This is a genomic window from Pusillimonas sp. MFBS29 (assembly GCF_020687695.1).
Lineage (GTDB): Bacteria > Pseudomonadota > Gammaproteobacteria > Burkholderiales > Burkholderiaceae_B > Pusillimonas_C.
In genome coordinates this window covers 128,646-144,884 of sequence record NZ_JAJEWL010000005.1, presented here as the reverse complement: position 1 = coordinate 144,884, position 16,239 = coordinate 128,646, and the positions used below count along the sequence as shown (strand labels likewise).

At 58.7% G+C, this 16,239-nt stretch carries 12 protein-coding genes; 3 read left to right on the top strand and 9 right to left on the bottom strand.

Going from position 1 to position 16,239, the window contains the following annotated elements; genetic code table 11:
- Window positions 1-3: 3 nt before the first annotated feature.
- From LKR43_RS09095 to LKR43_RS09085, 3 genes are all read left to right on the top strand, one after another.
- Entirely contained in the window at window positions 4-1,461 is a 1,458-nt protein-coding gene (locus LKR43_RS09095; RefSeq protein ID WP_227683741.1) for an ABC transporter permease, read from the top strand.
- The gene (locus LKR43_RS09090; RefSeq protein WP_227683740.1) at window positions 1,458-3,173 is read left to right on the top strand and encodes an ABC transporter ATP-binding protein; all 1,716 of its coding nucleotides are present in this window, start codon (window positions 1,458-1,460) and stop codon (window positions 3,171-3,173) included. The genes LKR43_RS09095 and LKR43_RS09090 overlap by 4 nt, the downstream gene beginning before the upstream one ends.
- A gap of 83 nt (window positions 3,174-3,256) precedes the next feature.
- Entirely contained in the window at window positions 3,257-3,724 is a 468-nt protein-coding gene (locus LKR43_RS09085) for a DUF1178 family protein (RefSeq protein ID WP_227683739.1), read from the top strand.
- A gap of 46 nt (window positions 3,725-3,770) precedes the next feature.
- Here the strand turns inward: LKR43_RS09085 and efp are convergent, their stop codons facing one another.
- The 9 genes from efp to acnD form a co-directional block, all read right to left on the bottom strand.
- Window positions 3,771-4,328 carry an elongation factor P gene (gene efp, locus LKR43_RS09080; RefSeq protein WP_227683738.1) on the bottom strand — a complete coding sequence of 186 codons (558 nt, stop codon included), beginning with the start codon at window positions 4,326-4,328 and terminating at the stop codon, window positions 3,771-3,773.
- A gap of 114 nt (window positions 4,329-4,442) precedes the next feature.
- Window positions 4,443-5,555 carry an elongation factor P maturation arginine rhamnosyltransferase EarP gene (gene earP, locus LKR43_RS09075; protein WP_227683737.1) on the bottom strand — a complete coding sequence of 371 codons (1,113 nt, stop codon included), beginning with the start codon at window positions 5,553-5,555 and terminating at the stop codon, window positions 4,443-4,445.
- Window positions 5,556-6,758 (bottom strand): DUF2863 family protein, encoded by a 1,203-nt coding sequence (locus LKR43_RS09070; RefSeq protein ID WP_227683736.1) that lies wholly within the window; start codon window positions 6,756-6,758, stop codon window positions 5,556-5,558. It abuts the gene before it with no gap.
- A 148-nt stretch (window positions 6,759-6,906) separates the two neighbouring features.
- Window positions 6,907-9,498 carry a bifunctional aconitate hydratase 2/2-methylisocitrate dehydratase gene (acnB, locus tag LKR43_RS09065; protein ID WP_227683735.1) on the bottom strand — a complete coding sequence of 864 codons (2,592 nt, stop codon included), beginning with the start codon at window positions 9,496-9,498 and terminating at the stop codon, window positions 6,907-6,909.
- Window positions 9,499-9,666: 168 nt separating this feature from the next.
- A complete protein-coding gene (locus LKR43_RS09060; RefSeq protein WP_227683734.1) occupies window positions 9,667-9,942 on the bottom strand; it encodes a GNAT family N-acetyltransferase in 276 nt (91 codons plus the stop codon).
- Between the two features lie 30 nt (window positions 9,943-9,972).
- Window positions 9,973-10,368, bottom strand: a complete 396-nt coding sequence (locus LKR43_RS09055) for a hypothetical protein (RefSeq protein ID WP_227683733.1) — start codon at window positions 10,366-10,368, stop codon at window positions 9,973-9,975.
- Window positions 10,369-10,422: 54 nt separating this feature from the next.
- Window positions 10,423-11,865, bottom strand: a complete 1,443-nt coding sequence (locus LKR43_RS09050) for a bifunctional 2-methylcitrate dehydratase/aconitate hydratase (RefSeq protein WP_227683732.1) — start codon at window positions 11,863-11,865, stop codon at window positions 10,423-10,425.
- A gap of 556 nt (window positions 11,866-12,421) precedes the next feature.
- Window positions 12,422-13,618: a 2-methylaconitate cis-trans isomerase PrpF gene (gene prpF, locus LKR43_RS09045; RefSeq protein WP_227683731.1), complete on the bottom strand. Its 1,197-nt coding sequence runs from the start codon at window positions 13,616-13,618 to the stop codon at window positions 12,422-12,424.
- A 19-nt stretch (window positions 13,619-13,637) separates the two neighbouring features.
- On the bottom strand, window positions 13,638-16,238 hold the full coding sequence (gene acnD / locus LKR43_RS09040) for a Fe/S-dependent 2-methylisocitrate dehydratase AcnD (protein ID WP_227683730.1): 2,601 nt from the start codon (window positions 16,236-16,238) through the stop codon (window positions 13,638-13,640).
- Window position 16,239 lies beyond the last annotated feature (1 nt).

Genomic DNA, 16,239 nt, shown 5'->3' with positions numbered 1-16,239 from the left:
ACCATGCCAAAATTCGTCTTCCTGTGGACCGATATCTTTGTGTTTTGCCTGGTGCTGGCACTGATCATCTATGTCTTGCGCGCATGCCGCAGCGCGTCCTTGCGTTCGGCCTGGCGCAGCGTGGGCCAGACTCCTTCGGCCATGTGCGCCGCGGTAGTGCTGGCTTTTTTTGTGTTGATCGGCGTGCTCGATTCCATACACTACAGGCCTGTGTTGCCACCGGTGGAAGATCAGCCGCAGGTGGAACAAACCGAGCCGCTTTATTCTCCGGTGCTACGCTCGGCCCTGGATGATGTGCTGGCACTGACCCGACTGTCGCAGCGCGAGAATACTTACTCGGCGCCGCTGGCGACAAGACAATTCACCAAGGAAACCCGGATTATCGACGGACAGGCCGTCAGGGAATTTCCACGCCTGAAGCATGCAGGCTTGCTGCTGCAGGATGAAGCCGATCACAAGACAGATGTGTATGCACGGCTGTTGCGCGGCATCGCTCTGGGCGCTGCCTTTTCATTGCTGGCAGCGGGGTTGCTGACCTTGTGGCAGGCACGGCGTGGCGTCAGCCTTGCTGCGGCCTGGCGCTTATGGTGGCGCAGCGAGTCTGGTGTTCCCTGGCGTCCCATGTGGGTGACACTAAGTATTATCCTTGTGCTGGCAGGCCTGGTTTTGTCGGTGGGCGCCGATTACCATATGCTGGGCACCGACAGAACGGGCAACGACGTTCTGTGGCAATGCCTGAAGAGTGTTCGAACAGCCCTGGTGATAGGCACGCTGACTACCGTGGCGATGTTGCCGCCGGCACTTCTGTTTGGCATTGCTGCAGGCTACTTCAAAGGCCGTGTCGATGACATCATCCAGTACATCTATACCACCCTGACGTCCATACCCGGCGTGTTGCTGATTGCTGCCTGTGTACTGATGATGCAGGTGTATATCGACAACAACCCTGATATGTTCGACACCGTGGCGGCCAGGGCCGACCTGCGCCTGTTCCTGCTGTGCCTGATTCTGGGCCTGACCGGCTGGGCAGGCCTGTGCCGTTTGCTGCGGGCCGAAACTCTGAAGTTGCGCGAGCTCGAGTACGTACAGGCGGCCCGTGCCTTCGGCATAGGGCATGTCCGCATCATGTATCGCCATCTTTTGCCCAACCTGATGCATATTGTGCTCATCACGCTGGTCCTGGAATTTTCCAGTCTGGTGCTCTACGAGGCAGTGCTGTCTTATCTGGGTATAGGTGTCGACCCCAGCACGCCTTCCTTCGGCACCATGATCGACGCTGCTCGCCTGGAAATGTCCCGCGATCCCATGATCTGGTGGAACTTGCTGGGTGCCTTCATGTTCCTGCTGGCCCTGGTCCTGTCGGCCAATATATTTGCCGATGCCGTGCAGGATGCCTTTGATCCCCGCATGCGGCGGTTCAGGCCGCAGCGATCCCGCTTGTCGCAAGGGGCACAGCCATGAGCGAGCGTCTGCCATTGCCCGATGCCATGCCCGACGCCGGGCAGGCTGTGTTGTCGGTACATGACCTGTCCGTGCATATTGCCAGCGATGCAGGCACCGTGCAGGCGGTCAAGTCGCTCGATCTGGCGATCCGGCAAGGGCAGACCTTTGCCCTGGTGGGTGAGTCGGGTTGCGGCAAAAGCATGACGGCTCTGGCCTTGCTGCGCCTGCTCCCCGAAGCCGGCCGGGTGGTTGCAGGCCGCATACAGCTCGGGCAGACCGAGCTTAACAGCCTGCCCGAGCAAGGCATGCGTCAGGTGCGGGGCGGACAGATAGGCATTATTTTCCAGGAGCCTTCCACCAGTCTGAATCCTGTCCTCACTATAGGACGGCAACTATCAGAGGCCTTGCACGCACATACCTCATACCGTGGCAAAGCCTTGAGGGCGCGTGCGGCCTGGTGGCTGGCACGAGTGGGTATCGCCGATCCCGAAAAGCGCCTGGATGACTACCCCTTTCAGTTCTCGGGTGGCCAGAAGCAGCGCATCATGATTGCCATCGCCCTGGCGGCCGAGCCACGCCTGCTTATTGCCGATGAACCCACTACCGCCCTGGATGTCACGGTACAGGCGCAAATCCTGACGCTGTTGACCGATATTCAGAAGGAAATGGGCCTGGCCATCCTGCTGATCACTCATGATCTGGCCGTTGTCAAAAACGTTGCTGACTATGTCGCCCTGATGCGTGCCGGCGAGATTGTCGAGACGGTCGATGCGGCCAGTTTCTTTGCATCGCCCAACCATCCGTACGCACGCGAGCTGCTGGCAGCTATTCCTGGATTTGCCAAGCGTGGACAGCCCTTGACAGGCAGCGTAGCTGAACCATCAGACGCAGCTGTCGCCGGGCCGGCTTCGGCCGGCGATATCCATCAGGCAGGGCAGCCGCTGCTGGTGGTGCAGGGTTTGTCCGTCGCTTACCGAAGCAGGCAAGGCTGGTGGCCGGGAGCCGGATCCTCGACCCGCATAGTCAATGATGTCAGCTTTGAACTGAGGGCAGGGCAGACGCTGGCTTTGCTGGGTGAATCGGGGTGCGGCAAAACGACTACGGCCAAGGCTTTGCTGCGCTTGCTGGACAAGACGGCAGTCGTTGGCGGCCATGCCAGCCTGGGTGGCGTCAGCCTGCTGGACGCTCGCGGCAAAGATCTGCAGCGCCTGAGACAATCCATACAGATCGTGTTTCAGGATCCCTACGCGTCGCTCGATCCTCGCATGATGGTCGGCGAGATTCTGGATGAAGGCATTGCGGCCTTGCGTCCCGACCGTTCACGTCAACAGCGTGTGGCCCAGGTGCGCGAGCTGCTTGATCGCGTAGGTTTGCCTGGCAACACCATCAACCGTTATCCACATGAGTTTTCGGGCGGCCAGCGCCAGCGTGTCGCCATTGCACGGGCCTTGGCGGTCGAGCCGGCGGTGCTGGTTTGCGATGAACCGACATCGGCGCTGGATGTCTCGGTACAGGCGCAAATACTCGAGCTGTTGAAAGCCCTGCAGCATGACCTGAACATGGCCTATTTGTTCATCACTCACAATTTTGGCGTGGTGGAGTATCTGGCCGACCAGGTTGCCATCATGCATGCCGGCCGGATCATTGAGTCCGGCGCGACCGAAGCTGTGTTGACGGCGCCGTCTCATCGTGAAACTGCGCGCTTGTTGGCAGCGGTACCCCGCCTATAATGACTGTCTGGAATGCAGGTGGCGGGCCAGGCGGCATGCATCCTGCACCTTGAATTCGGGCACTGTGCCCGCATATGGTTGATATGTCATTAAAAGTCTTTGATCTTCAGTGCGACCAGAGCCATGTCTTTGAAGGCTGGTTCAGCTCGACTGACAGTTACGAATCCCAGCAGGTCAGCGGCCTGCTGAGCTGTCCTGTGTGCAATAGCCACCAGATCAGCAAGAAGCTCTCGGCACCCAGGCTGAATGTAAGTCATATCAAGGAGTCGGCCGGGGCTTCTGCCGGAGCATCGGATGCGGTGGCAGCCCCCAGTGCAGGGCAGGTGGCGCAATTGCAGGCCCAGATGCTGCAGCATATACGCCAGATGATACGCAATACCGAAGATGTAGGCGTGCGATTTGCCCAAGAGGTGCGCAGCATGCACGATGGCGAAACTCAAGAGCGCGCCATACGTGGCGTTGCCACGCAGCAAGAACGCGAAGAACTGGCACGCGATGGCATTGATGTGATGCCCATCCCCGATTTTCTGGATGATGAGCGCTTGCAGTAGGCAAGGTAATTGCCAGATAAAGAAAAAGCGGCTGATGCCGCTTTTTTTACATCACCCTGCTACGGTATTCGTTCGTGCGGGTATCGATTTCAATTTTGTCGCCGATGTTGCAGAACAGTGGTACGGCAACTTCCAGGCCAGTGTTGGTCTTGGCGGGCTTCAGAACCTTGCCCGATGTGTCGCCCTTGACGGCTGGTTCGGTGTATACGATTTCACGCACAACGATGGTGGGCAGCGCAACTGAAATAGCGCGACCCTCGTAGAACACGACTTCTACTGCCATACCTTCTTCGAGGTAGTTCAGGGCATCGCCCATGCTTTCGGCTTCGACTTCGTACTGGTTGTACTCTTCGTCCATGAATACGTACATGGGCTCGGCAAAATAAGAGTAGGTGCACTCTTTGTTTTCGAGCATGACGATTTCGAATTTTTCATCTGCCTTGGACACGGACTCACTGCCCGAACCGGTCAGCAGGTTCTTGAATTTCAATTTCACGACAGCCGAGTTACGGCCGGATTTGTTGTATTCGGTTTTTTGTACGACCAGTGGATCGTTGCCGACCATCACGACGTTACCAACGCGCAGTTCTTGTGCGGTTTTCATAAATTTAAAAACTCCGGGATTTCAAGTGCTCCGCCAGATGTTGCTGCCGGGCCGAAGCAAGTCTCACTAAACCGAGCATTTTAACCGTTTCGCCGCCAATCCGCTTGGAGAGGGCTATTCGGTTACGCGTTCAAGGCAGAAGTCGATCAGCGTACTGGCCAGATCGGGCAACTTTGCCAGCTGTCTGCTCCAGGCTGCACTGGCTGCCTGCCATTCAGCCCAGTGGGTGGGTGCCAGCGCGTTGCTTAGCAGCGCTGTGCAGCCCAGGGAGTCCGGGCCGTTCCATGCCCGCATCAGCTCACCTGTTAATGGCTGGAAGGGCGATTGTGCAAGCCAGGCGTCCAGCTTGATCAGGTGTGCATTGTCGTCTTGAGGATATATATGCCAGAGCATGGGCTTGCCCGCCCACAGTGCCCGCACCAGGGAATCTTCACCGCGAACGCAGTTCAGGTCACTGCTCCAGAGCAGGCGGTCGAAACCGGCCTGATCCGTGAATGGCATGTCGTGAACGTAGACGCTGCGGTGCTGTCCGCGCGGCAGGTCGGGGCAGACGCCGGCAGGAACCAGAACCACGGATGGGGTGGCGTCGTCAGCCAGTGCTTGCAGCAGGCCGGCCGCCGGAGCTTGCGGATAGGCGAACAACAGGACCTGGCGGGTGTTGCCAAGAAGCGCTTCGACATGTTTTGCGGGCAGGCCAATATCGCGCAGCAGTTGGCCTCGCAAGGCTGGCCGTGCAATCCAGTCGTCACGTTCCGGCAGCAGGTCTGGTTCGCGCAGCAGCCCACCTGTGGCTGCTGTAAACCCGGGAAAGAAGAAGGCCTTCTGCAAGCCATTGGCCTGCAGCGAAGGCAAGGCGTGGCAGGACTCCACCCAGGGCTCGGCGCTCAGATACTCAAGGTTGATCCAGAGGCTTTTCTGCTTGATCATGCGCTGGATGTAGCCAGGGGGCGGATCGCAGGCAAAGGCCTCTACGACGACATCATGGGGCGCCAGATCGGGAGGTGACGGTGCCCAGTGCACAATGGTCACTCCTTCAATGACCGCGGCCGGAGCGACGCAATCGAGCCTGGGTTCGATGCGTGCAAAGCTGTGCAAATCGTCTACCCACAGGCGGACTGCCTTCACATCGGGCGACCGGGCCAGTTGCCTGGCCAGGCGCCAGCACACACCGATATCACCAAAGTTATCGATTACCCGGCAAAAGATATCGATGCTTGGTCGGCCCATTCAGTGAAAGTGTATGGGAGTGAGGTCGGTTTCTTCAGGCAGTTCCGGGTGCAGCATCTCGCCCAGGCCATTCGGAAAGAATGGAGCACCACAATCGTCGCAGAACTCGGGGCCATATACACCCGGCAGCCGTCGAATATCGGAAACACCCATTTCCTTGAGCAGTGCGGCGATTTCGTCGGGAACATCGACATGGCCGTCGTGCATGCTGTCGGATGCCGCTTCTTCTTTGCTGAGCACAGGCCAGATGCAGCCGTAGATGACTTCATTGCGCTGGCGCGGGGTGAAGCCTATGCGGTATTCCTCTATGCCGGTGTCGCCACAGCCTGCAATGACGGCCCGAAGCTCGCTTCCGGATAGTTGTGCAGCCGTCTGCAGCCAGGTCACGGCAGCCTTCAGGGCCAGCGGGCGTATGCGTCGGTCTGCCTCACGACTGTTGACGTAATAGGCATCGGGCTGCAGAAACTCGACATGACAGCCAGTGAACAGTGTGCCGAGGATGGCGGCGCTGCCGTGTGCCCAGTCTTCATGGCATTGCTGGCGGGGAACAAAGGTGCTGGCGTCTTGTCTGGTTTGCCAGCGAAACAGCGGTTGCCCCTTGGGAACGACGATCACGCCCACCAGGAATCGTGCATCGGCCAGCAGGCTGTCGGTATCGCCCGCAAGCTTGATGGGCTGCGGATCAGGAGAAATGTTCAGTGCCTGGTGGGCCAGTTGCTGAAGCCAGGTGCGGGTTTCCTGAAATGACTGGGGCATGTGATCAAAATTTACCAGCCGGGGAATGACCGCCACACGGGCATCGGGCGCAACGATGCTGGCTTGCATCTGGGCAATCAGCTCGGCGACCTGCGTGGTGGTGAGTTCGCCCTGCGGCAGCTGGTAGCGCGTCCAGGCGACCAGAGGGGCCGAGAACAACAGCACGTCGTACTCGGTGCCATCGTGGGTCAGGCGTGTGGATTCTGACAGCGTCTCGGCCTGTTCCACCAGAATCTCGTAGGCATTGACATCTGTGGTCAGCAGGTGATCCAGTGCGTTTTCGACTGCTTTGTTCTTTTTGCCCAGCAACAGCTTGTTAAGCTGGGCGGCCAGCAGATCTTCCCAGTAAATGTCTTCCAGGCGGCTTCCCGAACGCGACAACGCCTCGGTAAGGCTCAGAAGACGCTGTGCATCGCGGGTCAGACGGGGCAGCGTAGTAGCAGGCATATATTGCATCAAAGATAGGGCGGATAATCGTCCTAGTGTACCGCTTTCCCTCATGTACAAGGGCCGGGTAAAGACTGCCGGTCAGGCAAAAAAAAGCTCCCGGTGTCTTGCACCGGGAGCTTTAGCAGCCTGAAGGCCGCTCAGTTCATCAGAGGTCGACCGAGTCGGCGATTTCCTGGAAGTCTTCGATCTGGTCGAAGTTCATGTAACGGTAAATCTGGTCACCATTGTCGCTGAGTACACCCATGTCGGCCATGTATTCCTCGCGCGTGGGGATGCGACCCAGGCGCGAACAAATGGCTGCCAGTTCTGCCGAACCCAGGAACACATTGGAGTTCTTGCCCAGGCGGTTCGGGAAGTTGCGGGTACTGGTAGACATGACAGTGGCACCTTCGCGCACTTGTGCCTGGTTGCCCATGCACAACGAGCAGCCTGGCATTTCCATGCGTGCGCCGGCACCGCCCAGAACACCGTAGTGACCTTCTTCAGTCAGCTGTTTCTGATCCATCTTGGTCGGAGGAGCCACCCACAGCTTGGTGGGGATGTCTCGTTTGCCTTCCAGCAGCTTGGAGGCTGCGCGGAAGTGGCCGATATTGGTCATGCAGCTGCCGATGAAGACTTCATCGATGACCGTGCCGGAGACGTCGGACAGTGTTTTCACATCGTCAGGGTCGTTCGGGCAGGCAACGATGGGCTCGTGCACGTCGGCCAGATCGATTTCAATGACCGCTGCGTATTCAGCGTCGGCATCGGGTTCGAGCAGCTGGGGATTCTCGAGCCAGGCCTGCATGGCCTTGATGCGGCGGCCCAGTGTGCGTTCGTCTTCGTAGCCATTGGCGATCATCCATTTCAGCAAGGTGATATTGCTGTTGATGTATTCGATGATGGGCTCTTTGTTCAGACGTACGGTGCATCCGGCGGCCGAGCGCTCTGCGGATGCGTCGGTCAGTTCGAATGCCTGTTCGATCTTCAGGTTGGGCAAGCCTTCGATTTCAAGGATGCGGCCGGAGAAGATGTTCTTCTTGCCTTGTTTGGCGACCGTCAGCAAACCTTGCTTGATGGCGTACAGCGGAATGGCATTGACCAGGTCGCGCAGGGTTACGCCGGGCTGCATTTCGCCCTTGAAGCGCACCAGCACAGACTCGGGCATATCAAGAGGCATAACGCCGGTTGCAGCCGCAAAAGCCACCAGGCCGGAGCCGGCAGGGAAGCTGATACCGATGGGGAAGCGGGTGTGCGAGTCGCCGCCGGTACCTACGGTGTCGGGCAGCAGCATGCGGTTCAGCCAGGAGTGGATGATGCCGTCGCCGGGACGCAGGGAAACGCCGCCGCGGGTGCTGATGAACTCAGGCAGCTCGTGGTGAGTCTTGACGTCGACAGGCTTGGGATAGGCGGCAGTGTGGCAGAAGGACTGCATCACGAGATCAGCCGAGAAGCCCAGGCAGGCCAGGTCTTTGAGCTCGTCGCGTGTCATGGGGCCAGTGGTGTCCTGGCTGCCGACCGAGGTCATTTTGGGTTCGCAATAGGTGCCGGGACGTACGCCCTTGCCTTCGGGCAAGCCGCAGGCGCGGCCGACCATTTTCTGTGCCAGCGAATAGCCCTTGCCGGAATCAGCAGGATTCTGCGGGAGGCGGAACAGCGTGGAAACAGGCAGACCCAGGGCTTCGCGTGCGCGGGCCGTCAGGCCGCGTCCGATAATCAGCGGGATACGGCCGCCGGCACGGACTTCGTCGAACAATACGTCGGACTTGACCTGGAATTCGGCGATTACTTCGCCATTCTTGAGTGCCTTGCCTTCATAGGGGCGCAGTTCGATAACATCGCCCATTTCCATCTTGGAGACGTCGAGTTCGATGGGCAGTGCGCCGGCATCTTCCATGGTGTTGTAGAAGATAGGTGCAATCTTGTTGCCCAGGCATACGCCGCCAAAGCGTTTGTTGGGCACGAAGGGGATGTCTTGGCCTGTGAACCACAAGACGGAGTTGGTGGCTGACTTGCGCGAAGAGCCGGTGCCGACCACGTCGCCCACGTAGGCGACCAGATGGCCTTTTTCCTTGAGCGACTCGATGAACTTGACCGGACCGCGCTTGCCGTCTTCTTCAGGCTCGAACGCGGCACCGTCGCGGCGATTCTTGAGCATGGCCAGTGCATGCAGGGGGATATCGGGGCGGGTAGTGGCGTCGGGGGCCGGCGACAGGTCGTCGGTATTGGTTTCGCCAGGCACCTTGAAAACCGTAATGGTCAGGCTTTCAGGTACTTCCGGATTGCGTGTGAACCATTCGGCGTCGGCCCAGCTTTGCAAAACAGCCTTGGCGTACTGGTTGCCCTTGGCGGCTTTTTCCTGGATGTCGTGGAAGGCATCGAATACCAGCAGTGTTTTCTTCAGGCCTTCGGCTGCGACAGGAGCCAGTTCTTCGTTGTCGAGCAGATCGATCAGCGGTCCGATGTTGTAGCCGCCCAGCATAGTGCCCAGCAGCTCGGTGGCGTGCTTGCGATCGATGAGCGCACAGGTTTCTTTGCCCAGAGCCAGAGCAGCCAGATACGAGGCCTTGACCTTGGCGGCGTCATCGACACCAGCCGGTACGCGGTGGGTAAACAGTTCGACCAGGAAGGCTTCCTCGCCGGCGGGCGGAGCCTTGAGCAGTTCGATCAGATCAGCAGTTTGTTGCGCAGACAGCGCAAGGGGAGGTATGCCCAACGCGGCGCGTTCGGCAACGTGTTGGCGATAATTTTCCAGCATGGTGCATGCCCTTGATTCTAAGAGAAATGAGAATGAAGCGTCCCCCTAATTGTAGGAGGAAGCGGCGCTGGAAGCAAATGTCTTATATCTTATATAAGACTTAAAACCAAGGTCTGTCGCTTAAAGGAGAAATACGCTGTCGAACCGGGAGAAATGCCGCTGCCGGCGTCAGGCGAGCAGGGACTCGTACTCGGGATGTTTCCGGATATAGCCTGCAACATAAGAGCAGACAGGGCGCACCAGCCATCCTTCTTCGCGGGCAGTGGTGAGCGCAGCCTGGGTGAGGTCTGCAGCAATGCCGCGCCCGCCCACGGCCATGGGTACGCCGGTGTGCAAGATGGACATAACACCGTTCTGCAATTCGTAGACCAGTTCGCTGGCCACTCCGTCTTCTACCCACTGGAAACGCTGTTCGGCTGGATGATGCTGTACGGCACGACTCATGTATTTGGCTCCGTATCTGAGGGATGAGGTTCAGGGCATTTTAATGAGGATCATGGCCCAAAGTACCAGCATGGCCACAAGACCCACAAAGCAACCGCCCCATAAACCCATGAGCGGCCATTTGATATGCGCGGAAACATCATCCGGCTGCACGTGTGCCAGACGATAGTTGGCATCTCCGATAATCCAGAATCTGGACCGCGGAAACGTCAGACGCAGGAAGTAGTCCAGCAAAATACCTGCCTTGATGCTCAGGGGAAGGCGAGCCCAGGGGAATTTGTCCAGATACGGATGTTTCAAGGTCTGGTTGGTTACTCGCAACCGGAACATGAAGAGCACGCCCGCCGATACCAGCGCGGTCAGGGCGCAGGCAACCAGCAGAGTGAAAGACAGGGGCAAGGCGTAAAAAACAAAGGTGTCGAACATGTTGGAATAGTCAGTGTTGCGTGAGCGATGCTGCGACCTTGCATTGTACCGTCGTTAAATTACGTATAAATCCACATATTCGTGCACGGGCATACGCTCCAGAGCATCCTGATCCAGCGATGTTTCGATAATGCGTTGCTGTTGATGCGGGGGATAGTGATCAGCCAGGTGTGTGCGGAACTTGGACTCGAGCAGTGGAATGCCCTGATCACGGCGGCGCCTGTGCCCCAGGGGATAAAGGTTCACCACTTCGTCCAGTACGGTGCCATCCGTCAGCTCTACCGTCAGAGCATTGGCGATCGAACGCTCTTGGGGATTGTGGTAGCTGATGGTGAATGCGGGGTCTTCGACGCATTTGATTTTGTCGCGCAGTGCGTCTATGCGTGGATCTGCAGCTACGTCATCTTCGTAGTCGGCAGCCGTCAGACGGCCAAATATCAGTGGTACAGCCACCATGTACTGGATGCAATGATCGCGATCGGCCGGATTGTGCAGCGGCCCGGTCTTGTCGATGATGCGCAGGCAGGCCTCGTGTGTGCGGATAGTGATTTTCCGGATGTCGTCGCTGGTTTTTCCTGCCGCTGACAGTTGCTGATGAATTTCCATCGCGCATTCCACGGCGGTTTGCGCATGGAACTCGGCGGGAAAGGAAATCTTGAACAATATGTTTTCCATTACGTAGCTGCCATAAGGCCGCTGGAAGCGAAAAGCGTGCCCCTTGAACAGTACATCGTAAAAGCCCCAGGTCGGGGCGGACAAGGCAGACGGGTAGCCCATTTCGCCCGTTCTGGCCATCAGCGCAAGGCGTACTGCCCGGCTGGTCGCATCGCCGGCAGCCCAGCTTTTACGGCTGCCGGTATTGGGTGCGTGACGATAGGTGCGCAAGCTTTGGCCGTCGATCCAGGCCAGTGAAACAGCGTTCAGGGCTTGTTCGCGGCTCAGGCCGAGCATGAACGAAATGACTGCGGTTGAGGCCACCTTGACCAGTATGACGTGATCAAGGCCGACCTTGTTGAAGGAATTTTCCAATGCGATGCAGCCCTGGATCTCGTGTGCCTTGATCATTGCCGCCAGAACATCGCGCGTGGTCAGCGGCGGTTTTCCGGCTGCGACGGCGGTACGGGACAGCCAGTCAGCTGTTGCCAGAATTGCACCCAGGTTGTCGGAAGGGTGTCCCCATTCGGCGGCCAGCCAGGTGTCGTTGAAATCGAGCCAGCGCACCATGGCGCCGATATTGAATGCGGCCTGGACGGGATCGAGCTGGTGCTGTGTTCCAGGCACCCTGGCGCCATCTGGCACGGTTGTGCCCGGTATTATGGGCCCCAGCAGCTTGGTGCAGGCCGGGTACTTCAATGCTTCCAGACCGCAGCCCAATGTGTCGATCAGGCAGTTTCGGGCGGTGTCGTATGCAAGCTGGGACGTGATTTCGTATTCACGGGCATAGTCGACGATGTCGACCATGACCTGATCCCATTCGGGGTGGGCGGCTGACGACATGGCATGGGCTCCAGGTGTTTGCGGTTGCAGGGTGCAACCATGGTCAGGGTATGGGCCATAACCACTATACGCCTTGCGTTGGGGTGCGGCCAGATTGGCCATTGGTGCGTTGTGGGTGCTTAATTTCGCTTGTGCAGCCGGCAGCGTGTTTATTTGGTGGCTTTTTTATTTGAGTTCTTTAGAAAGGCCTGTGTGGCAGGGGCCATTCCGGCTTCACGCGGTTGCGCAAGGCGCCTCCACAGCCCCTGCCACACAGGCCTTTCCAGGTAAGGAACAGGCCAAAATAAAGAACTGGCCCAAAAAAATCGTTTGGGACCAATACCCAGACCCCTAAAGCCTTTTACGCCGATTCTGAATGGCAAGGCTGCTGTACCGGGTAGCCACGGCGCAGCCGGGGCGGTGTGCGTGAAGCCCGAACCCTGCCCGGTACAGCAGCCTGGATTTAGAACGGAAAAGGCTTCCTTGGAAGTGGCGAGGCCTCGCCAAGAACAAAAAAGCTTCCTTTAAGTGTCGAACATACTAAAACCCCGGTAAAAACCGGGGCTCTAGAGTACGGTCAATCCTGAATGACATCTCCGGGAACGAAGACCGCTCCCTCCATCAGTACCCGCGCGCTGCGGCTCATGATGGCTTTCTTCACCTTCCAATCGCCACCTTCCTGGACCGCCTGTGCACCGACCCGCAGCGTACCCGAAGGGTGGCCGAAGGTGACAGCCTCGCGAGCGGTGCCACCGGCGGCCATATTGACCAGCGTGCCAGGAATCGCGGCTGCCGTGCCGATAGCGACTGCAGCCGTACCCATCATGGCATGATGCAGCTTGCCCATGGACAAAGCACGCACCACCAGATCGATGTCGGAAGCCCGAACCTCCTTGCCGCTGGAGGCCGTGTAATTGGCCGGCCGGCCAACGAAGGCTACCTTGGGTGTGTGCTGACGCTGTGCGGCTTCGCTTAAATCGGATATCAGCCCCATGCGCAGAGCACCGTGAGCGCGTATGGTTTCGAATTTGGCCAAGGCCTTTTCGTCACCATTGATCGCGTCCTGAAGCTCCAGGCCGGTGTAGCCAATATCCTTGGCATTGACGAAGACTGTTGGAATGCCGGCATTGATCATTGTGGCCTTGAGCATGCCTATACCGGCAACCTCGAGGTCATCTACGATATTGCCGGTAGGAAACATCGCTCCGCCGTCGCCATCTTCCTCGGCGGCAGGATCCATGAATTCAAGCTGGATCTCGGCAGATGGAAATGTGACGCCATCGAGCACGAAGTCACCGGTTTCCTGTACCTTGCCCTGCGTGATGGGTACGTGCGAAATAATGGTCTTGCCGATATTGGCCTGCCAGATACGCACAACGGCGACGCCGTTTTCCGGAATGCGGCTGGCATCGACCAGTCCGTTCGTGATGGCGAACGGACCCACTGCAGCAGACAGGTTCCCGCAGTTCCCGCTCCAGTCCACGAATGGCTTGTCTATCGACACCTGGCCGAAAAGATAGTCCACATCGTGATCGGGGCGGCTGCTTTTGGACAGGATTACCGTTTTGCTGGTGCTGGATGTGGCGCCGCCCATGCCATCGGTGTGCTTGCCATAGGGATCCGGGCTGCCGATCACACGCAGCAGCAGCGCATCACGGACGGGACCGGGTTGTTGCGCCGCTTCCGGCAAGTCCTGCAACCGGAAGAAGACACCTTTGCTGGTACCGCCGCGCATATAGGTTGCGGGCACCCGGATCTGAGCTTGGTATGCCATGGATTCGTCCTTATTTTCGCTAGTCTTGAGTGCTTGCTGCCGATTCGATGAAGTCCTGGGCAAAGCGCTGCAGTACACCGCCTGCCTCATAAATCGAGACTTCCTCGGCAGTATCCAGGCGGCACGTAACCGGTACTTCAACGCGCTCGCCGTTCTGGCGGTTGATCACCAGGGTCAGTGTGGCCAGCGGAGTAGGCTGGCCCAGCACATCGTAGGTTTCCGTGCCATCGATAGCCAGGGTATTGCGATTGGTGCCCGGCTTGAACTCCAGCGGCAGCACACCCATGCCTACCAGGTTGGTGCGATGTATGCGTTCAAAACCTTCGGCAGTAATGGCTTCGACGCCGGCCAGGCGAACGCCTTTGGCTGCCCAGTCGCGCGAAGAACCCTGGCCGTAATCGGCGCCCGCAATAATGATCAGCGGTTGCTTGCGTTCCATATAGGTTTCGATGGCTTCCCACATGCGCACCACTTTGCCTTCAGGCTCGATGCGAGCCAGCGAACCTTGCTTGACCTGTCCGTTTTCCTGAACCATTTCATTCAGAAGCTTGGGATTGGCAAACGTGGCGCGCTGGGCGGTCAGGTGGTCACCGCGGTGCGTGGCATAAGAGTTGAAATCCTCTTCGGGCAAACCCATTTTGGCCAGATACTCGCCCGCAGCGCTGTTCGGCATGATGGCATTCGAAGGCGACAGGTGGTCTGTGGTGATGTTGTCACCCAGCACGGCCAGGGGGCGCATACCCTTCATGGTGCGCTCTCCGGCCAGCGCGCCTTCCCAATAGGGCGGGCAGCGGATATACGTGCTTTGCGGGCGCCAATCGTACAAGGGCTTGAGCTGTTCACCCTGGACAGCGCTGGCGGCGAACATAGGCTCGTAAACCATGCGGAAGTGTTCGGGCTTCACGCTGGCAGCCACGATTGCGTCGATCTCTTCGTCGGTAGGCCAGATATCCTTAAGGGTGACTGGGTTACCGTCATTGTCGGTGCCCAGCACATCTTTCTCGATGTCGAAGCGTATGGTGCCGGCGATGGCGTAGGCCACCACCAGGGGGGGCGAGGCCAGGAAAGCCTGTTTGGCGTAAGGGTGGATGCGGCCGTCGAAGTTGCGGTTGCCCGACAGCACAGCAGTTGCATAGAGGTCGCGCTCTATGACTTCCTGCTGTATCTTCGGATCGAGTGCGCCGCTCATGCCATTACAGGTTGTGCAGGCAAAGCCCACGATGCCGAAGCCCAGATTTTCCAGTTCCGGCAGCAGTTGCGCCTCTTCCAGGTAAAGCTGCACGGCCTTGGAGCCAGGTGCCAGTGAAGACTTGACCCAGGGCTTGCGGGTCAGGCCGCGCGCATTGGCGTTGCGCGCCAGCAGGCCGGCGGCAATCACGTTGCGCGGATTGCTGGTATTGGTGCAACTGGTAATGGCGGCGATGATGACGGCGCCGTCAGGCATCAGGCCGGCTTCGTTTTCTACTTCGCCCGAAATGCCGCGGTCGGCAAGTTCCGAGGTGGGCACACGACGGTGCGGGTTCGAAGGGCCGGCAATATTGCGCGTAACTGTCGACAGATCGAACGTGAGCACACGTTCGTACTGTGCGGTTGCCAGGCTGTCTGCCCACAATCCGGCCTGCCTGGCGTAGGTTTCCACCAGCTTGACCTGTTCGTCATCACGACCGGTCAGCTTCAGGTAGTCTATGGTTTGCTGGTCGATATAGAACATGGCGGCGGTGGCGCCATATTCGGGCGTCATGTTCGAGATCGTGGCGCGATCGCCCAGTGTCAGGCGGGCCGCGCCTTCGCCATAGAACTCCAGGTACGACGAAACCACTTTCTGATTGCGCAGGAACTCGGTCAGGGCGAGCACTACGTCGGTGGCGGTCATGCCAGGCTGCAGCCTGCCGGTCAGTTCAACACCGATGATGTCAGGCAGGCGCATCCACGATGCTCGGCCCAGCATGACGCTTTCGGCTTCAAGGCCGCCCACGCCTATGGCTATCACGCCAAGTGCATCGACGTGCGGCGTATGGCTGTCGGTACCGACCAGAGTGTCGGGAAAGGCAACGCCATCGCGTGCATGAATCACTGGCGACATGCGCTCCAGGTTGATCTGGTGCATGATGCCGTTGCCCGGTGGAATCACATCAACGTTCTTGAACGCTTTCTTGGTCCAGTTTATGAAATGGAAGCGATCGTCGTTGCGCCTGTCTTCGATGGCGCGATTCTTGATGAAGGCGTCTTTCTCAAAGCCGCCGTGTTCGACGGCCAGGGAGTGATCGACAATCAGCTGGGTAGGTACAACCGGGTTGACTTGGGCGGGGTCGCCGCCTTGCTTGGCGATGGCTTCGCGCAGGCCGGCCAGGTCGACCAGCGCGGTTTGTCCGAGGATGTCGTGACAAACCACGCGGGCCGGAAACCAAGGGAAGTCCAGGTCGCGTTTGCGCTCGATCAGCTGTCGCAGCGATGCGACAAGCGTTTCGGGGTCACAGCGGCGCACCAGGTTTTCCGCCAGCACGCGCGATGTGTACGGCAGTGTGTCGTAGGCGCCGGGCTGAATGTCTTCAACGGCGGCGCGCGTATCGAAGTAATCCAGCCCGGTGCCGGGCAGGGGTTTGCGGTATGCAGTGTTCATG

What these genes read in the sequence shown, in the direction of transcription:
- LKR43_RS09050 (WP_227683732.1), bottom strand. Translation starts at nt 11,865, where the DNA reads ATGTCGTCAGCCGCCCACCCCGAATGGGATCAGGTCATGGTCGACATC.
- LKR43_RS09070 (WP_227683736.1), bottom strand. Translation starts at nt 6,758, where the DNA reads ATGCCTGCTACTACGCTGCCCCGTCTGACCCGCGATGCACAGCGTCTT.
- acnD (WP_227683730.1), bottom strand. Translation starts at nt 16,238, where the DNA reads ATGAACACTGCATACCGCAAACCCCTGCCCGGCACCGGGCTGGATTAC.
- LKR43_RS09090 (WP_227683740.1), top strand. Translation starts at nt 1,458, where the DNA reads ATGAGCGAGCGTCTGCCATTGCCCGATGCCATGCCCGACGCCGGGCAG.
- acnB (WP_227683735.1), bottom strand. Translation starts at nt 9,498, where the DNA reads ATGCTGGAAAATTATCGCCAACACGTTGCCGAACGCGCCGCGTTGGGC.
- LKR43_RS09095 (WP_227683741.1), top strand. Translation starts at nt 4, where the DNA reads ATGCCAAAATTCGTCTTCCTGTGGACCGATATCTTTGTGTTTTGCCTG.
- LKR43_RS09055 (WP_227683733.1), bottom strand. Translation starts at nt 10,368, where the DNA reads ATGTTCGACACCTTTGTTTTTTACGCCTTGCCCCTGTCTTTCACTCTG.
- earP (WP_227683737.1), bottom strand. Translation starts at nt 5,555, where the DNA reads ATGGGCCGACCAAGCATCGATATCTTTTGCCGGGTAATCGATAACTTT.
- LKR43_RS09060 (WP_227683734.1), bottom strand. Translation starts at nt 9,942, where the DNA reads ATGAGTCGTGCCGTACAGCATCATCCAGCCGAACAGCGTTTCCAGTGG.
- efp (WP_227683738.1), bottom strand. Translation starts at nt 4,328, where the DNA reads ATGAAAACCGCACAAGAACTGCGCGTTGGTAACGTCGTGATGGTCGGC.
- prpF (WP_227683731.1), bottom strand. Translation starts at nt 13,618, where the DNA reads ATGGCATACCAAGCTCAGATCCGGGTGCCCGCAACCTATATGCGCGGC.
- LKR43_RS09085 (WP_227683739.1), top strand. Translation starts at nt 3,257, where the DNA reads ATGTCATTAAAAGTCTTTGATCTTCAGTGCGACCAGAGCCATGTCTTT.